Origin of the sequence: Reichenbachiella versicolor (genome assembly GCF_003171675.1) — a bacterium.
Classification (GTDB): Bacteria; Bacteroidota; Bacteroidia; order Cytophagales; family Cyclobacteriaceae; genus Reichenbachiella; species Reichenbachiella versicolor.
Genome location: NZ_QFZQ01000002.1, coordinates 744,322 through 762,881, shown reverse-complemented (window position 1 = coordinate 762,881; position 18,560 = coordinate 744,322). Strand labels below are relative to the sequence as shown.

The 18,560-nt window shown below is 36.7% G+C and carries 15 protein-coding genes; 10 read left to right on the top strand and 5 right to left on the bottom strand.

Going from position 1 to position 18,560, the window contains the following annotated elements; all coding sequences use genetic code 11:
- Positions 1-63: 63 nt before the first annotated feature.
- Positions 64-396, bottom strand: a complete 333-nt coding sequence (locus DKG80_RS07825; protein ID WP_109830757.1) for a hypothetical protein — start codon at positions 394-396, stop codon at positions 64-66.
- A 306-nt stretch (positions 397-702) separates the two neighbouring features.
- On the opposite strand from DKG80_RS07825, the gene purU reads away from it, so the two are divergent.
- The 8 genes from purU to DKG80_RS07785 all read left to right on the top strand — a co-directional run bounded on the left by purU (position 703) and on the right by DKG80_RS07785 (position 7,959).
- Positions 703-1,572, top strand: coding sequence for a formyltetrahydrofolate deformylase (gene purU, locus DKG80_RS07820; RefSeq protein ID WP_109830756.1), 870 nt, complete (start codon positions 703-705; stop codon positions 1,570-1,572).
- A 30-nt stretch (positions 1,573-1,602) separates the two neighbouring features.
- Positions 1,603-3,804: a B12-binding domain-containing radical SAM protein gene (locus DKG80_RS07815; RefSeq protein ID WP_109830755.1), complete on the top strand. Its 2,202-nt coding sequence runs from the start codon at positions 1,603-1,605 to the stop codon at positions 3,802-3,804.
- A 10-nt stretch (positions 3,805-3,814) separates the two neighbouring features.
- On the top strand, positions 3,815-4,354 hold the full coding sequence (locus DKG80_RS07810) for a YfiT family bacillithiol transferase (protein ID WP_109830754.1): 540 nt from the start codon (positions 3,815-3,817) through the stop codon (positions 4,352-4,354).
- On the top strand, positions 4,347-4,580 hold the full coding sequence (locus DKG80_RS07805; RefSeq protein ID WP_109830753.1) for a VF530 family protein: 234 nt from the start codon (positions 4,347-4,349) through the stop codon (positions 4,578-4,580). The genes DKG80_RS07810 and DKG80_RS07805 overlap by 8 nt, the downstream gene beginning before the upstream one ends.
- 6 nt (positions 4,581-4,586) lie before the next feature.
- Positions 4,587-5,375 carry an SDR family oxidoreductase gene (locus DKG80_RS07800; protein WP_109830752.1) on the top strand — a complete coding sequence of 263 codons (789 nt, stop codon included), beginning with the start codon at positions 4,587-4,589 and terminating at the stop codon, positions 5,373-5,375.
- A 132-nt stretch (positions 5,376-5,507) separates the two neighbouring features.
- Entirely contained in the window at positions 5,508-6,650 is a 1,143-nt protein-coding gene (locus DKG80_RS07795) for a hypothetical protein (RefSeq protein WP_109830751.1), read from the top strand.
- A gap of 31 nt (positions 6,651-6,681) precedes the next feature.
- Positions 6,682-7,446 carry a sulfite exporter TauE/SafE family protein gene (locus DKG80_RS07790; RefSeq protein WP_109830750.1) on the top strand — a complete coding sequence of 255 codons (765 nt, stop codon included), beginning with the start codon at positions 6,682-6,684 and terminating at the stop codon, positions 7,444-7,446.
- Between the two features lie 15 nt (positions 7,447-7,461).
- Positions 7,462-7,959 (top strand): GNAT family N-acetyltransferase, encoded by a 498-nt coding sequence (locus DKG80_RS07785; RefSeq protein ID WP_109830749.1) that lies wholly within the window; start codon positions 7,462-7,464, stop codon positions 7,957-7,959.
- A 214-nt stretch (positions 7,960-8,173) separates the two neighbouring features.
- On the opposite strand, the gene DKG80_RS07780 is transcribed toward DKG80_RS07785, so the two are convergent.
- Both DKG80_RS07780 and DKG80_RS07775 read right to left on the bottom strand, forming a co-directional pair.
- Entirely contained in the window at positions 8,174-8,563 is a 390-nt protein-coding gene (locus tag DKG80_RS07780) for a DUF3127 domain-containing protein (RefSeq protein ID WP_109830748.1), read from the bottom strand.
- Positions 8,564-8,629: 66 nt separating this feature from the next.
- On the bottom strand, positions 8,630-10,477 hold the full coding sequence (locus tag DKG80_RS07775) for a PAS domain-containing sensor histidine kinase (protein WP_109830747.1): 1,848 nt from the start codon (positions 10,475-10,477) through the stop codon (positions 8,630-8,632).
- A gap of 336 nt (positions 10,478-10,813) precedes the next feature.
- Here DKG80_RS07775 and DKG80_RS07770 point away from each other — a divergent pair, with 336 nt between their 5' ends.
- A complete protein-coding gene (locus DKG80_RS07770; RefSeq protein WP_109830746.1) occupies positions 10,814-13,021 on the top strand; it encodes a methyl-accepting chemotaxis protein in 2,208 nt (735 codons plus the stop codon).
- 41 nt (positions 13,022-13,062) lie between these two features.
- Here DKG80_RS07770 and DKG80_RS07765 read toward each other — a convergent pair whose 3' ends face one another.
- Positions 13,063-13,704, bottom strand: a complete 642-nt coding sequence (locus tag DKG80_RS07765; protein WP_109830745.1) for a bifunctional 4-hydroxy-2-oxoglutarate aldolase/2-dehydro-3-deoxy-phosphogluconate aldolase — start codon at positions 13,702-13,704, stop codon at positions 13,063-13,065.
- Between the two features lie 28 nt (positions 13,705-13,732).
- Entirely contained in the window at positions 13,733-15,460 is a 1,728-nt protein-coding gene (locus DKG80_RS07760; protein ID WP_162555751.1) for an energy transducer TonB, read from the bottom strand.
- 338 nt (positions 15,461-15,798) lie between these two features.
- Between DKG80_RS07760 and DKG80_RS07755 the strand changes: the two genes are divergently transcribed.
- Entirely contained in the window at positions 15,799-18,360 is a 2,562-nt protein-coding gene (locus DKG80_RS07755; RefSeq protein ID WP_109830743.1) for a WD40/YVTN/BNR-like repeat-containing protein, read from the top strand.
- Positions 18,361-18,560: the final 200 nt, after the last annotated feature.

Sequence of the window (18,560 nt, the reverse complement as noted above, 5' to 3'; positions counted from 1 at the left end):
GAATATTAAGGATTTGTAGTTGGTTTAGAAGGAAAGGATTAGATCAAAAAACAATAGTTACTGTTACTTTGATCCTTCTTTACTAGTGCCTCGAGATTTGATCGCTTCGATTTCCTCTGGAGGAATACGTCTCAAAAATTTCTTGTTAACCTTACCTTGAAGATCACTCTTGTACTTTCTGATGTAATATTTATTATCAGATATCTTTCCTCTGACTACCGCAATTATTTCTTTGCCATCTGGCATTATTACATAAACAAATTCTCCTACTGAAAAACCCAAATCCTTATCTACGATTGTCTTTTCACTTAAGTTGGATTGAGAGATAACCGGCACATTTAAGATAAGTGTAAACAGTGCGAATAATAGTACCCCGAGTATAAATTTTCCTTTCATACAATTTAGAATTGTAAAATTGAATTTAGTTTTAACCACATGGAATAATAATAGTGCGGGAGATTGGTTTGTTAGTATACTTACTAACCGATGTATGAATATTAACTATTCTACACACACAATGGTAATGCAAGAACTGTGAAATAGAAAGGAGCTATTTCAAACGATTTCGAAGTTGTTCGAATTGTGTTAAGAATCCTAAAAATAATGATATTAATAACCTCTGATCTTTGATCTCAAAATATAAAAGTATTCAAGGACTAGGTTATTTTCGCGCTGTTCTTTGATTAGAATCATTAACTCAATATGTCAGAAAATAAAATCACATTTCTTATTCAATGCGCGGATAGTAAAGGTATTATCGCCAAAGTGACTTCTTTCTTCTATGAGGAGGAGTTTAATATTCTTACTTGCCAGCAGTTTACTGATACTGTTGAAGATGCATATTTCATGAGAGTCAGTCTTGACGCACGAGATTTGAAGTATTCGAGAGAAGTGTTGTCTTCAAAATTTTCTGTCTTAGCAGAATCATTGAATTTTTCTTGGTCAGTTCATTATACTAGTGATGTGCAGAATATTGCAATTTTAGCTTCAAAGACGACACACTGTTTATATGACCTACTAGAAAAGCATAGAGAGAATAAGCTCAAATGTAACATTCCATTTGTAATAGGGAATCATGAGTCTGTTCGTCCAGTAGTAGAGCAGTTCGGAATCCCTTTTTTCTATCAGCCCATTTCTGCTGATAATTGGGGTGAGGTTCAAAGCAAATGGACTAAAAAGTTTAAGGAAGAAAAGGTAGATCTTATAGTAATGGCCAGATTCATGAGGATTCTATCTTCCGAATTCATTAACGAGTTTCCAGAGCAAATTATCAATATTCACCACGCATTTTTACCAGCCTTTCTAGGGGCAAATCCTTATCGCCGAGCTTTTGAAAGAGGGGTGAAAATGATCGGTGCTACTGCACACTACGCTACTGATGATTTAGATGAAGGGCCAATTATCGAACAGGATGTAGAAAGGGTTTCTCATGCAAGTACACCTGCTGGATTAACTCAGATTGGTTCAGATATTGAACGAAAAGTCCTTTCAAAAGCAGTGAAATTTCATTTAGATAGTAGAATTATAGTCAAAGGAAATAGAACGATTGTATTCCCTGAGACGGATGACTGATCTTTAGAGATCATTTACGAACTTCGCTTTATGGTGAAGGATCTCTCTGTTTTATTACTAACACCTCCGTTTACCCAGTTAGGTACTCCGTATCCTGGTACTGTATATCTTAAAGGTTTTTTGAATACTCTTGGAGTAAAGTCGTTTCAAGCAGATGTAGGTCTTGAGGTGATTCTTCAGATTTTCAGTTCTCGAGGTCTTACTGAACTTTTTCAATTGGTAGATGAAAGAGAGTATGAATTAGATGATAATGAATATCGAATTTTCATGCTTAGAGATGAGTATATCCATACCATCGATTCTGTCATATCTTTTCTTCAGAATAAGAATCCTACACTAGCATACGCGATTGCTGAAAGAGAATATCTACCAGAAGCTAGCCGTTTTGATCTGACAGAAGATCTTGACTGGGCTTTTGGATCATTAGGAGTACAGGACAAGGCTCGTCATTTGGCTACCTTATATCTAGAGGATATTGGTGACTTGATACGCAATACTGTTGATCCTGAGTTTGGATTTACTAGATATGCTGAGCGTATTGGTCGTACAGCATCTAGTTTTGATGAGATGAATGAGATGCTATCTATGGAACCGACTTTTGTCGATGAATATAGTATATCAATAGTCCAAAATCTGATTGAGAAACACGATCCCGACATTGTTTGTTTGTCTATTCCATTCCCGGGCAATCTTTATGGAGGGTTTAGGATTGCTAAATTTATTAAGCAAAAATACCCAGAGGTAAGAGTAAGTATGGGAGGAGGATTTCCCAATACAGAATTAAGATCTTTAAGTGATGTAAGCGTATTTGACTACATAGATTTTGTATCACTAGATGACGGTGAGCGGCCTATTCAAAATATTCTTGAGTATATATCTGGAGATAGGGAATTGGAAGACTTGAAAAGAACTTTTGCCAGATTGGATGATAAGATAGTCTATTTCAATAAAGGAAAAGAAGGAGATATTCCATTCGCAAAAACAGGTACACCGGATTATACTGACTTGTCTTTGAATGAATATATCTCAGTGATCGAATTGGCTAATCCAATGCATCGATTGTGGAGTGATGGGAGGTGGAATAAGTTGACGATGGCCCATGGGTGTTATTGGAAAAAATGTTCGTTTTGTGACATCTCCCTTGATTACATAGAAAAGTATGATCCGATCAGTGCAAAATTGATCGTTGACCGAATGCAGGAGCAAATTGAAACTACGGGAGAAACTGGCTTTCATTTCGTAGATGAGGCAGCTCCTCCTGCACTAATGAAGGAAGTAGCCTTAGAAATCCTTAGAAGGAAATTATCTGTTTCGTGGTGGACTAATATTCGTTTTGAAAAGAGGTTTACAGAGGATTTATGTCGACTACTCAAAGCCTCGGGTTGTATAGCGGTTTCTGGAGGGTTGGAAGTGGCTTCTGATCGTCTACTAGCTAAAATGGATAAAGGAGTGACCGTAGAGCAAGTAGCTCGGGTAGCACGAAATTTCACGGAATCTGGTATTATGGTGCATGCCTACTTGATGTATGGTTTTCCTACACAGACAGATCAGGAGACCATTGATTCTTTAGAAATGGTTCGTCAAATGATGGAACAAGGAGTAATTCAATCAGGATTTTGGCATCAGTTTGCCATGACAGCCCACAGTCCTGTAGGGCTTGATCCAGAGTCATTTGGAGTAGTGAGAGAAGGACCAGAATTTGCTGGGTTTGCTGAAAACGATCTTTTTCATTTGGATCCCGATGGTGCGGATCACGAAAGTTACAGTGATGGTTTAAAACAGTCTTTATTCAATTATATGCATGGGATGTGTTTTGATTATTCCTTACAAGAGTGGTTTGATTTTGAAGTACCCAAGCCTAGTGTTTCTCCAGTATTTATTGAAATGGCACTTCAACAAAGTGATGCTCACTTTTCTGATAGACTGTTAATAATTTGGTTAGGTTCCTTACCAGAAATATACTTCTATGAAAAAAGGAAAAAGGGTAAAACTATAGAACGTGCCAAATGGGTATTTCAGACCAAATCTAAAAGTGTTGAGGTTACTTTTGAACTAGAAGTGTCAAACTGGTTTGCTTCTGTTTTTGAATTTTTCAAAATCACCTCCGATGAAAAACAAACTTTCAAAACCTTGAAGAATTCTTACGAATCATTATTTTCAAATTCATTTGAATCATTTATTAAAAGCGAAGCCATTAGAGTCTTAAGAAGAGAGGGCTTACTATTCGTTTAAAACCAATATTATGGATATAGAAAAACTAAAATTCCCAATTGGTCAATATCATGCTCCAGTAACGATTGATCAACGATTTGTTGATCGTTGTATTCAAACTATAGAGAGTTTTCCTGAAAAAGTGATAGAAGCCACTGAGTCATTGACAGAAGAGCTTGATTGGCGCTATCGACCAGAAGGATGGACTATTCGTCAGGTAGTGCATCATTGTGCTGACAGTCATATGAATAGCTTCGTTCGATTTAAACTTGCGATGACTGAAGATAAACCTACTATCAAACCATACTATGAGGATAGATGGGCTGAGATGACTGATTATTCTGAGATGAATATTGCTAGCTCAGTTTTAATATTGACAGGTTTGCATGCAAGGTGGGCTAAGCTTTTGACAGATCTTACGGAAGGAGATTGGAGCAAAAAACTCATTCATCCAGAGCATGGCGGTGAAATCGAATTAGGTTGGATGATTGGAAATTATGATTGGCACTGTGAGCATCATTTAGCTCATATATACCAGGCAATTGAGTCTAAAGGTAAGTATAATGGCTAATCAACAAAAGTCGAATGATCCGTTACATGGGGTCAAACTGGCTGATATTCTTGAGCACTTAGTGGCCAAATACGGATGGGAGAAAATGTCTCAAAAAGTGAATGTACGATGTTTTAAGAATGACCCGTCTGTCAAGTCCAGCTTGAATTTCCTTCGCAAAACCCCTTGGGCAAGAGAGAAAGTTGAGGTTATGTATTTGAGATCAATCGGTAAATCCAAGAAATAAAAGATCATGAAAATAGTATTGAAAGGAAAAAAAGCGCTAGTCTGTGGCAGTACCTCTGGTATAGGTTTGGCGACCGCTCGGCAGTTGGCACAATTAGGAGCTTCTATTGTTCTATTTGCAAGAAACGAAGAAAAATTAAAAGTTACCGTAGAGTCATTACCAACGCCTGAAGAACAATTGCATGAATATCTAGTAGCAGACTTTTCTAATCCTTCTTCAGTAGAAGAAGCTATTGATGATTATTTATCTTCAAATGATGCACCTACGATTTTAGTTAATAATACTGGCGGGCCTGCGCCTGGAAAGTTGATCGAGGAAGATTATCAAAAGTTCAATGATACCTTTCAAGCACATATTCAGAACAATCATTATTTGGCAAAGGCTTTAGTTCCTAAGATGAAAGAAGTTTCATTTGGTAGGATTATTAATATTATCTCGACTTCAGTTTATATGCCTATTCCTGGTCTAGGTGTATCCAATACTACAAGGGCAGCCGTAGCAGGCTGGGCCAAGACCTTGTCTATTGAGTTAGGTTCTTTTGGGATTACAGTGAACAATGTTTTGCCAGGATTGACAGCTACGGCAAGATTGGATTCTATTATAGAGTCTACTATGGCAGATTCTGGACAGCCTCGGTCAGTTGTGGAGACGGATATGAATAAAGCGACACCCGCTGGACGTTTTGGTAAACCAGAGGAAGTTGGAGCAGTAGCTGCGTTTTTAGCAACTGATTCTGCGGCCTATGTGAATGGTGTTTCTATTCCCGTAGATGGAGGTAGATCGGGTTGTATTTAGTTTTGGTATCATTATTGACCAGCACTTACAAATACTATTATGGGAGAAAAGTCAGTTACTTATTCTATGGCCATTACAAGCTATGGTTTACTTAATTGTTAATTCCTTCTTTAAATAAAAACCAAATAGCTTATGTTGAAAAATTTACATTATTATGTTTTTGTGGCACTGATTGCTTTTGGGTGCGCATCTGCCAAGAAATTATACGAACAAGGGAATTATTATCAAGCGGTAATCAAAGCAGCAGATAAACTAAGAAGTAATTCGGATCATAAGAAGACCTTAGAAGCTCTTAAAACAGCGTATCCTTTAGCGGTTGAAAATGAATTAGATCAAATTCGTAGAGTGAAAGCTTCCAGTCCTGCATTTCAAAACTCTGAAGCTGTATATAGTTATGAGCGTTTAAATCATATGTACGATGAGATTAGACGTTCACCAGGAGCTAGATCCGTCATATCGGCCCCTGTTAGTTACTATGATGAATTAGGAAAAGTGAAATCTGCAGCAGCAGAAGAACAATATCAAGCTGGGTTAAAGGAATTGGCCGAAGGAAGAAGAGAAAACGGAAAACGCGCTTATTCTTTCTTTCAAAAGGCGAATCAATTTGTGCCGAATTACAAAGATGCAACTGCTAAAATGGATGAGGCCTATCAAATGGCTGTTTTGAAGGTCTTTGTTGATATAAAACCAGTTAACTCTCAGCAGTATAAGTTGAGCAGTGATTTTTTCTATGACCAAGTGAAACTAGTATTGAGAGAAGTGGAGCAAAATGACTTTATAAGGTTTTACACACCTATCGAGGCTGAAAGACTAAAGCTAGATAGACCTCATCAAGTATTGGTTTTCAACTTCGTAGACTTTACTGTAGGAAAGACACATCAACTACAGCGAGTGGAAAAAGTAGAGCGTGATAGCGTAGTAGTGGGATCGGTGAAGTTAGACGATGGTACGACTAAAGATGCTTACAATACTGTGTCTGCCAAGCTAACTATCAACAGAATGGAAGTAGTCTCTAATGGTATAGTCAGAATGGAGGTAATAGATGAGACTAGTGGTAGCACTTTAAAGAAAGATGATTTTGGAGGTGAATACATTTGGTTCAATGAATGGGGGAATTTCAATGGTGATGAAAGAGCACTTACAAAAGAACAGATTCAAATTACTAAAAATCAACAGGTGATGCCGCCACCAGTTCAAGATCTATTTGTTGAATTTACAAGGCCTATTTTCTCTCAGGTTCGGGCTCATCTAATTGGGTTTTATCGAGGGTATTAGGATAATTAACCAAAATGGTTAGCTGGTAAAGATGGTATACACTGATATAATCATTTTTGGATATGTACTTGATTTACCTCAGCTTGCTATGTTCCTATTAGTAGGGGTGTTAATTGGTATGTCAAAGACAGGTGTCTCTGGTGCCAATATGATTGCAGTTCCTATATTAGCCATAGTTTTTGGAGGTTTGAAATCTAGTGGGCTAATGCTCCCTATTTTGATTATGGCAGATTTTTTTGGTGTATCCTATTACCATAGGCATGCAGAGTATAAGTATCTATGGAAATTGTTTCCTTGGGCCATTTTAGGAGTAATGATAGGTACTTATACAGGTACTCATATCAGTGATGAGGTTTTTCGTCAGATCATGGGAGCTACTATTTTTACTAGCCTTATTGTAATGGTTCTCCTAGAGAAAGATAAAAGAGAAAAAATTCCTGATTTTTGGTGGTTTACAGGATTTTTAGGTCTTTTAGCAGGCTTTACTACTATGGTAGGGAACCTTGCAGGTTCTATCATGGCTCTTTATTTACTTTCTATGAGACTGCCCAAGAATCAGTTTATTGGCACGGCAGCTTGGTTTTTCTTAGGAATTAATTTGTTCAAAGTGCCATTTCACATCTGGAGTTGGAATAGCATCACTGTGAATTCATTTCTTTTGGATTTGATTTTGTTACCAAGTGTAGCTTTGGGAGCATTCTTAGGTGTGAAAATCGTGCAAAAACTCCCTGAGAAAGCTTTTCGAGGGTTTATTATTATAATGACAGCCGTAGCTGCTATATTTATAATGGTATAACATACTAGTGATGTCATGATTGAATTTAAGAAGGTAGGGTCCCTGTCAGATTTTGGTACCGTAGAAGATTTAGCTAAGAAAATATGGACGGAACATTATGTTCCCATTATTGGACAAGATCAAGTTTCTTATATGCTGGATCATATTCAGTCCTTTAAGGCAATAAGACATCAAGTAAGAGAAGGGGCTAAATATTATATCATCTTGTCAGATTATCGTCCTGTGGGTTATTTGTCTTATGAGGTGAGAGAAGATGACGCATTCATTAGTAAAATATACGTAGATGCTAGTCAAAGAGGGAAAGGGATAGGTAAAAAAGCTATTGAGTTCACTGAAAAGGAATCCAAAAAGTCTAGTTTGAAAGCCCTTTCACTAAGTGTGAATAAACACAACGAGGTCGCGCGAGAATTCTACAAAAAAAATGGCTTCAAGATTATTGAAGATGTTGTAGTTGATATTGGAGGTGGCTTCGTAATGGATGATTACATTATGAGAAAAAGCATTTCAGTCTGATCATTTAGATTATACTCATTTATGTCTGACCTGATATGCCTTCTGATAAGATGAAAGTATTTTTAAAACAATTAGTTCGGGATCTAGAAACCATGATTAGATCCCGAACTAGATGTGTTTTATGACCGAACCTTTAGATTAAGAGTTTAGAATTTTATTTAAATACTCGATCAAAGACTTGGTGAATTAAACCCAATGGGCTGTGGTTTTGCGATTAAAATGGCAGGTCATCAGTTGCTGCTTCTGAGCTATTGTTTAGCCATTCTGGTTCTGTAAGGTTTTCAGAGCTTGATGCAGGAGCAGTTTGGGGAGGAGTTGCTATATCATTAGCAGCAGAAATTCTCCAAGCTTGAAGAGAATTAAAATAAACTACTTCACCTTTTGGATTAGTCCATTTTCTGCCTTTTAGATTAAAAGCAACATTGATTTCTTGACCAACATTGAAGCCATCAAGTTGTTCACACTTATCTTGAATCAATTCAAACTTAACAAATTCAGGATACTGAGGGTTTTCAGCATATTCTACAACGAACTCTCTCTTTCTGAATGATCCTGATACCTGTGCTGTTTCGAATTTCTCTAGAAGTTTTGCTTTGATTTCCATAATGTGTGAATTGTGATTTTTAAGATAGTAGGCAAAGATGAGGAAAAGACATTCAACTATCAAGACTTAGACCGCACTCACATGAGAAAGGTTAAGAGGTAAGGTCAAAATAACTTTTGTACCAGTCTTATTATTTGAATATAGATCTAGAGTACCTCCATGTTCCGTGACAATATTATTAGAAATAGATAATCCTAACCCAGTTCCTTTTCCTGGGTCTTTTGTAGTGAAGAAAGGCTCCTTGATTTTTGAAATTATTTCCTGTGGTATTCCACTGCCAGTGTCTTCAATACATATAGTTACATCCGTATCGTCTATTTCTGTGCTTATAGATATTTGACCTTCATCTTCAATAGCCTGTTCTGCATTAGCGATTAAGTTTAATATCACCTGATGTAATTTTCCTTCATTACCCATTACTCTAAACTCTTGATTGGTGAGAGATTTTTGAATAGTAACTTTTCGTTTTAGGTTGTTGTGAAGGATAGCAAGGCAGTTATCTATGATTTGATGAATATCACATTGTTCATTCGGAACTTCACTATTTCTGTTGAATTGATTGAGAGCATTAATAATGGATACTATTCTATTTACCCCCATGTTCATTCCACTCAAAAGCTTCTTCGTTTGATCAGTAACTTGTATTTCACCTAAGTTGATTTGATCTTGAAGAACAGCTAAACCTCCTTGAATAAAATTCATTGGATTATTAATCTCATGAGCCACTCCGGCTGCTAGCATACCCACCGAAGCTAACTTTTCATTTTCTATTAGCTGGTCCTGCATGAGTTCCAGTCTCTTCACAGTGTCTTCTAATTCTCTTTTTTGTAATGTTAATCTAGTATTAGTAGTTTGCAATTTTGTATATGCTTCATGAACCTCACGTGTTCTATCATCGACAATTTGCTCTAGTTCGCTTTGATGTTTCTTAAGTTTTAGCTCGTATTCGACCTGTCTGGACATATCCCTGACTACAGCTTGGACATACTTCCTGTTATCCAAAATGACAGCGTTTAGACTGATAGATGCGTGAAATGCCACATCCCCATTTTGTCTTAGGAAACGTGTTCTAAAAACCTGTTTGTCTCCACTTGAAGCAAGAATCATACGTTTTTTTAGCTGTTCAATATTCTCTTCGGGAAAAGGTTTACCATCCTCTTTATATTGGAAGAAATTCTTACCTATTATTTCTTCCCGTTTACATTCCAAAAGGTCTAGTGTTTTTTCATTACAGTCATAAAAGCTGTTTCTTTCCATCAAAAAAATGGCATCATTTGAACTCTCAAATAATACTCTGTATTTCTCCTCTCTATCGGACAAATCGATGTTTCTTTCATTGAGAATCTTATAGTTGGATATAGTAGCGTCACTAAAGTATTTACCCATAAAGTATGTAGCACAGGCGAGGCCAATTAAATGGATGGAATCCATGATCCAAATTGGAAGAGACTTTACGTAAGTATTTGTATCAAAATCGTACTCTAGAACATCAAATACATATAACAATCCAATGGCTAGATAAATAAATACCATAGCTAAGGATATTAGCAGGACTCTTTTGTTGCTAATTAGAAAAACAGCATAAATGGGGATGAATACAATAAAAACTTTAGTAGAAATTAAAAAACCAAACTTGAATAGACCAGCGATGATTGTGGAACAGATAACAAAAATGATTGAATAGACCTTAAAATTGAGTGAAAGCCTTCTTCTTGAAAAACCTAGTAGTGCGATATATACCACTAAGCACATTTGATAAACGTGTGACCATGAAAAACCATAGTCAAAAGATCTAATAATCATAAAGGTACCGGCTATAATAGCAAGAACGGCACCAGTTGATAATGAAAGGTTTACGATGTGTTCCTTGACAAGCTTAAAATCTTGAAATTTCGAATTTTTTACGTTTTCCAATAGTCAGTTGTTAGTTTATTAATTTACTAAACTCCTTTGTTAACAACGTAGATAAAATCAAATATTGAGTTTAAATAGGATTAATTAAAGTATTTTTTTACTAAAACATAGTTGAGGTCTTTTGTCTAGTACATTAGTAATCATTCAAAAATGGTTACTAAATAAGATCGTTGTTTTCAATGAATTAATTGACGTGTGTGTTTTGAATTCATTAATAGTTTATTAACTTTTCACATATACCTGTCTATGGAATGAGTTTTATACACTCTAATTAAAAACTGCTTCAGAACATATTGAAGCGGCAAATAGATTATTAATCGATTAATTTTTTCTGAAATGTTTATTCTGATTAACACTTTGGCAACTATTGCCTTAGGGGTATTTTCTTTTCTCATTTTGTCTTTTTCAAATAGAGCTAAATTTTCACCTAAAGTATCGAGTGCAATTCATGTCTTATCATTGGTTATTCTTTCAGGGTTGACTGTTATGTATTTTATGGATCACTATGTTTTTTATGCTATTTGGAGTAGTCTTCTTGTCATAGGGGCTATTTCGATTGGTAGGGTCAATAGTCTAAATAATGCTCTCCCTCTTATCAATGAATTGAAAACACTGAGAAAAGAATTGGGTCTTCAGAACTTGAAGTATAGTAAAGCTGAAATAGCCATTCAAGCATTAGCGAATGGGGTTCTTGATTCAACAGATTTTATGCAAAGTCACAAACTGGCAAGTAGTATGACGAAAATCCATTCAGAATTGAATGCCCTCAAAATTGAAACGCAAGAAATAGTAAATAAGTCCACGCAAAAGGGGCATTTGTATTCGAAACTTGATGATACCAATAAGAAAGGGATTTGGAAAGAACTCACTGAGGGTAGGAATCAAGCATTTGAAAAATTATCTATCCCACTTGCCAAGTTTAGTACAATTGTAGAAGCAATGTCTAAAGGAGATCTAACTGCTAGGTATCAGTTAGACAGTGATGAGAAATTTGTTCTGGCTGATAATTTAAACAAGGCAATTGAGCGGATTGATGGTTTGCTCAATCAGATAGCAGAATACATTTTTAATATCGAGGAGGCTTCTCAGGAAGTGAAATCATCTAGTGAGGAAATGAATACGCACACAAGTGAGATTGCTTCAGCCATAGCAGAAATGAGCCAAGGAGCACAGACTCAACTCAATAAAATAGATGAATCTTCCGATTTGATAGAACATATGATCAGGTCCTCTCAGCAGATGGGAGAAAAAAGTAATGATATTCTGAATGCAGCTCGTACAGGATCGGATAGAAGTAAAGAAGGCCTGAATATGATAAGTGATTTGGTGGGAGGGATGCAGAAAATTTCAAACTTGTCCATTGAGACTAATGAGTCAATTCATGTATTAGAAAATAGATCCAAAGAGATAGAACGTATGCTTAAAGTCATTTCCGATATAGCTTCTCAAACTAATCTACTAGCTCTAAATGCTGCAATAGAAGCTGCGCAAGCAGGAGAGTATGGGAGAGGGTTTGCAGTAGTAGCAGAAGAGATCAGAAGTCTAGCTGAAAGCTCCAAAGAATCTGCTAGAGAAATAGAAAGGCTAGTTTTAGATGTGAAAAAAGATACTAAAAAGGCTGCTGCAGTAATAGATACTATGAACCATCAAGTAAGTATTGAGAATAAGAAGTCTATTGCGATGACGTCGATGTTTGAAGATATTCATCAAATATCTCATAATACTCTTGAGCTTTCGGAAGATATCTTGGAAGCTTCTGATGTCCAAGTAAAGGATATAAATCAAATTATTACTTTGATTTCGGAAGTACTTGTGATCGCCGAGGAAACTGCAACTGGCACTGAACAGATCGCCACTTCTGCTACTGAACTTTCTCAAGGAATGGATAATTTTTCGGACAAGTCTGCAAAAATGGCCGAAATAGCTCATTCTCTCAAAGAAGGATTTAGTATGCTCAATTTGTCTGGTGATGCCTTGGGAAATACAGAGTTGCTGCAAATGAAAGAGGCTTACGAAAAAGAGAAAGCGCTTATGGATGCTCTCATGGAGTCTCTTCCAGATAGAATTTACTTCAAAGATGAAAAGAGTACATTTATACGAGTCAGTCGAAGTATGCTCGAGTTGTTCAAGGTAAATAACTATGATGAGTTGATCGGGAAAAATACCTATGATATGCTGCCCAAAGAATATGCAGATAAGTTATTCGATGATGAAAAGAGAATAATGAGTACGGGGGATGGTTTGATCAATGATATCGTCAATGAACAAAAGGAAGGTAATTCAGTTTGGGTATCTACTACTAAACTCCCTTTAAGAGACTCTACTGGAAAAGCAATTGGGACTTTTGGGATAACTAAAGATATCACTGATATTAAGGAAAACGAACTTCGAATGCAAGACCAATTAAAAGACTTGGAGGTTCAGAATCAAAAAATGAAAGAAGCTGAAGAGCGTTTACAAGAGCTAGAAATATCGATGTTAACAGAGGATAAATCAAAGCAAGGAGAAGAAAGAAAAAATTTAGAATCGTCTAAGAAAAATTAAAAGTTTAAGGAGGTTTGAAGAATTCTACAAAGAACTTGTTTTTAAGAAAAAGCATCTTTCAATGTTTCAACCATATTTTTAGCATTCTTAGTGATTGAAAGGCATTCCTCTATTGAATCAAGAGAACTGGGGTAGATACTTCCACCAAGACCAAAACCAGCTGCACCCGCTTTCACCCATTCACCGATATTGTTCGCTGAGACTCCTCCTACAGCAAATATTTTAGCATCACTGAATGGAGCTTTGACAGTCTTGAAGTAGTCAATTCCGAAGTTGCCCGCAGGGAAAAGTTTAATAATATCGGCTTTGTGTTCTACGGCTACAGCAATTTCCGTAGGTGTGAGGCATCCCATAATTACAGGGATATTATTCGAATGAGCAATTGAAATGATATCAGTATTGACAGAAGGTGTGACCAGATATTGAGCCCCTGCTTCAATTGCATCGATTGCTAGCTGTTTAGTGAAGATAGTCCCAGCACCTATCACTGCTTCAGGGAAAGATTCACGTGCTTTACTTATTTCTTCTTTGAAGTTAGGAGTGTTTGAAGTGATTTCTACTATAGGTATACCTCCATTGATGATGTTTTTGACTACTTCTTGTACATAAGTGTCACGCTTAAGGCGAATAATAGCCACCAGTTTTTCAGAGAGAATACGTTCTAATATTTGTTGCCTTGTCATGTTTCATTCGATTTGACCATTTATTGCATTAAAAGGAAGGGGCGGAAAAACTAGGAGGGCTTGGAATATAAGCCGGCTGTATCATCAACTGTTGATGTTGCATCATCATTATATGGTTCATATGCCAACTATTGTTGGTTCCAGCAGGGCGATAGAACTTATTTATAGAAAATTGAATCGGAATATAAGTCTCGAAAAACACCTTTTCTTTTTTCACTTTTAGAGCTTTAAAAGTTATTCGAAAATTCGCATGTTCTAGAATGTTACTGTCTAAATAATCCTTTAATACTTTGTCAAATTCGGGATGTATACTGCCTAATACTTTATAATTATCAGCTTTTCCATCAGGGTTTATAAGGACTTTAACTAAAACTGTACCCTGAGCATTTTCTATCAGCGTAGATTGAAGTTCCTCAGTATTTATGTCTACAGTAATATCTCTTTGTAGTTTGTTGATTTTTAGTTTTTGATCTGCGTTTGTGATCTGATAGATTTTTTTATCATTTTCAAGTCTATATGAACTGACTAGCCTACCTTCTCTAATGTCATAGGTATACTGCAGATCGGTGATTGGGTCTGTCCAGTTGTAGACTCCATTGATATAATTAGCCAATAGATCTTCTCCTTGATTGTATATAGATTTATATACTACTTCTTTTCCAATTTTATCACCATAGCTATTTCTAATAGGTGCTAAAAAGTATTCATATAATAGGGATTCATTATGGAAGATAGATACCTTTTGAGGTTCATTTTCACTGTATTTGACTTCTTTCACTAGTTTTCCATCTTCAAAAGCTTTAAACAAGCCTTCTCTTTCATGTGGGAATAGTGAAGAATAGTTGATTTCATAAACTTTTTTACCCTCCTGATAGTAATGCAATTCCCATCCATTCTTGGATATGCCTATGATTTTTGCAGTTTTTCCGGAGGAATTTGTTTTTTTGATTTCACTCCAATGTGTGTCAAAGTTTAACTCTCTCCCTTTTCTATACTTGTTTAAATACTCTAGCTCCTTGATGAGGCCGTACACTTTTTCTTCTTCGATAGGTTTTGGAGGGTTAGTAGGTTGATATCCTTGCCACCCTGATTTTCCATAGAAGTTGGGGAATTTTTCAGTAAGCCATAACAATGATCCAGATTCATCGAATTTGCCTGCTTTCAGTCTTTGATTGAAATCTTGAACCAACCCAAAGAATTTTGAACCATGATGCTTTAGTTTGTTACCTTTTAGCTCGTACCAAATATTATCTTCCTTTTTCTTACCTAAGTAGCTAATGACAATTGGAGGAGTGCCCTGAAGCCTAACATTGTTGAACTTATAATACTTTACAAATTGATCTCCCTCTACTTCTGCAATTAATTGTGCGAATTGCTTTTCTTTTTTCAAAGATCCTTTATAATAAAAGTTATTGATCACTATGAACGAGTCTACACCAACAGTCAGTCCAATAAGACTATCAGGTTTGATTTTGTCTCGGTACACAAAATCATCAACCTTGAAAAGAATTTTCTTGTTTTCGTATTTGATCAACCCTTCTGTTTTATTCCCATTTAGATCGTATATAGCACCTTTCTCGAAGGAGTCGGAATTGTGTGTAATATGAACAGGGTCGTCTGACTGGTATGAAAGTTCATCAAAATATCCATCCATAGGATTACCAGATGCATCGAATTCAAAACCGACTGCTAATTGGGCATTAACAGATGATGAGAACATCAAAACGTATGATGTTAAATAAAGTACAAATCTCATTTAGAATTATGATAATTAAACAACGCGTCGAAGATAGTGAACTTAAATTATATCGAAGTGTACACTATATTTTGGATTAGAATTTAGACTTGATACCATAGTACTTTTATCTACCATTTTTGCCTGTTCATTCTTTGGAATCGCTGTTGATATGAATTGAATAATCTTAGTATTATAGTTTCTATATAAACCTTAATCAATGATCTAAATACACTCTACTCCTAATAATCCTCAATAAAATCGGGGTAGAATAGTTTGTCCCCTTGCTCGAAGAAGAGAATGTTCCTTAGAACTACCAAGTACATTCTATCATTGAGGTATAATGCAGAATACATAAGATGAAGAAATTAGGATTGATTCTAGGGCTAGCCCTTGTGGTATTTAACATACAGGCACAGCTAGACAAAAAGTACTTCAACCAACTTAAAACCCAAAAGGTTGAGTCAAGTGATTTGGTAGAGTGGAGACAGGTAGGGCCCGGTATGGCAGGCTACTGTGAGGAATTTTGGTGTCACCCTACAGACACCAATACTATTTTGATGTCTCCAGATATGTACAATAGTTACGGTTCATGGGACGGAGGGAAGTCATGGCATACAATCAAGGATTGTGATGGAGATGGGAAGGATTTGCCTAGGATTAGGAAGTTTACTTTTTCACTTCAAGACCCTGATTTTGGATTGGCTATCACAGGTGGTGGCGGTAAAGTTTATAAGACCGTTGATAGAGGTCGTATATGGGAGCTAATAGCTGGCTTAGGAGGGAGGAACTCAGAGCTAACAGTCGACCCCACTAATGATAAGATATGGTATGCTGGACGAGGAGATTTCTGGAATGTAAAGAAAAATCATCGTCATCAAAACGGTCAAAGTTCAAAATTTAAGAATAGCCATATTTTCAAGTCTACCGACAAAGGGAAGACTTGGAAGAAAATTAAAATAAGTGATAAAACAGATCTGGACGTAGGAAGAATTATCGTTGACCCAACTAATACTAAAGTACTAATCATGGCGACTAACTATGGAGTGCTGCGAAGTACAGATTCAGGACAGACTTGGAAAACTAGTGGTAAAGGATTACCAGTCAATCGCCCAAGAGATATTGATTCATTTTATGACGCTAAGTCAAAGGAGTTTGTGCTGTACTTAGTAGATCAAACAGCCTTCGAACCCGCTGGTAAAACAGTAAAATCTAATGGAGGAGTATTCAAAAGTACTGACCATGGTAAGACTTGGCAAAATATATCTGGGAATCTAGCAGTAGATATGAGTCAGATTACCAGTAAGGTTTTACGAAACAAATACTGGAATTCCTTAGCCTTTTGGTTTCAAAAAAAGCCAGCAGAAGTGAAGAAATTATATCCTAACTACCCCAAAGAAGTATATTCAGTCTTTCATCGGATTCAAGTAAACCCAAATAATAAAAACGAAATCTGGATTTCTCAAAATAATAAGCATGACAAAGCATTTTTACCAAGCGGAGCATGGAAGTCAGCAGATGGAGGTAAGACCTGGTTAGCCGTAGCAAGAGGGGGGAGGTATTGGCTTAACGGGGCAGATGATCAGTACTGGAAGTCAAGAAATAACCCTGTTGGGCAGAATACAAAGTTTGCACATTTACAACCAGAAATGGATCACAAAGAAGAAATGTGGGGTAATAGGTTCTTGGAAATCGGAACTAATGGTAGAGTTTATATCTGTCTCGATCAACAAGTGCTAATGTCTACAAATGGGGGAGAGAGTTGGGAGCAAATAGATGACAATGAGACTTCGTCAGGTAGCGGTGCATGGGTTGGTCGAGGAGGAAGTAACCTTCCTGGTCGTCAGTTGCTATTAGAAACTGGAGACCCGACTCGATATATATTGGCTAGTGGTGAGCATGGTCTATGGCAGACAGCAGCACTTGGAGATTATCCAGATAAGATGGCTGTTGCTGTTGAGCAAATCGAAGGGCAGATTCATCATGGAGGAGCTCATTCCATAGCCTCAGTTGCCGTTCACCCCAAAGATCCGAAAACGATCTACTTCTTGGTATGGCGACAAGAACACAGAGGCAAACTGAGAAAGTCTACAGACGGGGGTAAAACTTGGGAGAACATTGCAACAATATTTGAGGCAGATAATCCAGGCTATCAAGGTGTCGTTTTTCAAAACTCTTTAACCATAGACCCTGTCAATCCAAACAATATGTATTTCTGCTCGACTAAAGAAACGATATCTGAGGTTCATGGTCCTAATGCAAAGAAATTAACAAAAGGAGGATTTGGGTTTTACAGATCGTTTGACGGGGGGTATACTTGGTCAATGAGTAATAAAGGATTCCATGAAGGATTTAGTGTGCGTAGAATAGTAATGCATCCAGATAATCCCAATACACTTTACGCAGCAGTAAATGATGTCAATGGAGGTATATATAAGTCTACTGATAAAGGGTCATCATGGAAAAAGATCAACACACCTGATGTGATTCAAAACGTCAATAACGTGACTATCGATCGAAATAATAAGTACCTCTATATTTCTTGCGGAAATAGTACAGCTACCGACTTAGGAGGAGGTGTTTGGAGAAGTAAGAATGATGGTAAGTCTTGGGAAAAGATTTTTGACCTTCCGTTTATTTGGCAAACTGAGGTGTCCCCGATCAATTCCAATATTCTAATGGTAAGTGCAGCTCTTCCTCCAAAAGCAAAAGGAAATGCAAAGTTAAATCCGGGAGTGTATTTATCTCTTGATGGAGGAGAGACTTGGTATAAGATAAACCGTAACCTCGGACAACAAGATCGAATAACTGATATTAAACCTGACCCTTATAGAGAAGATATTTTTTGGTGTGCTCAAAAAGGAAGTGGCTGGGCGATTGGTTATTTGAAAGGAACCACTCAAGGCTGGTCTCAGAAGTGATAAAATACAAATAAGCATTGTCATCTCTAAAGCTTCTAGACACGAAATAGAAGCATTTTAGAGATGATAATCTTTTCTTTTTTGGATTCAATGTGAGTTTGGGTCTAGGTACACCCTCTATTATACACTATACGCCTAGGCCTGTATTAGTACTTAATATATACTGAACATGAGCTTATTTGTCCATTTTACCCCCTGAC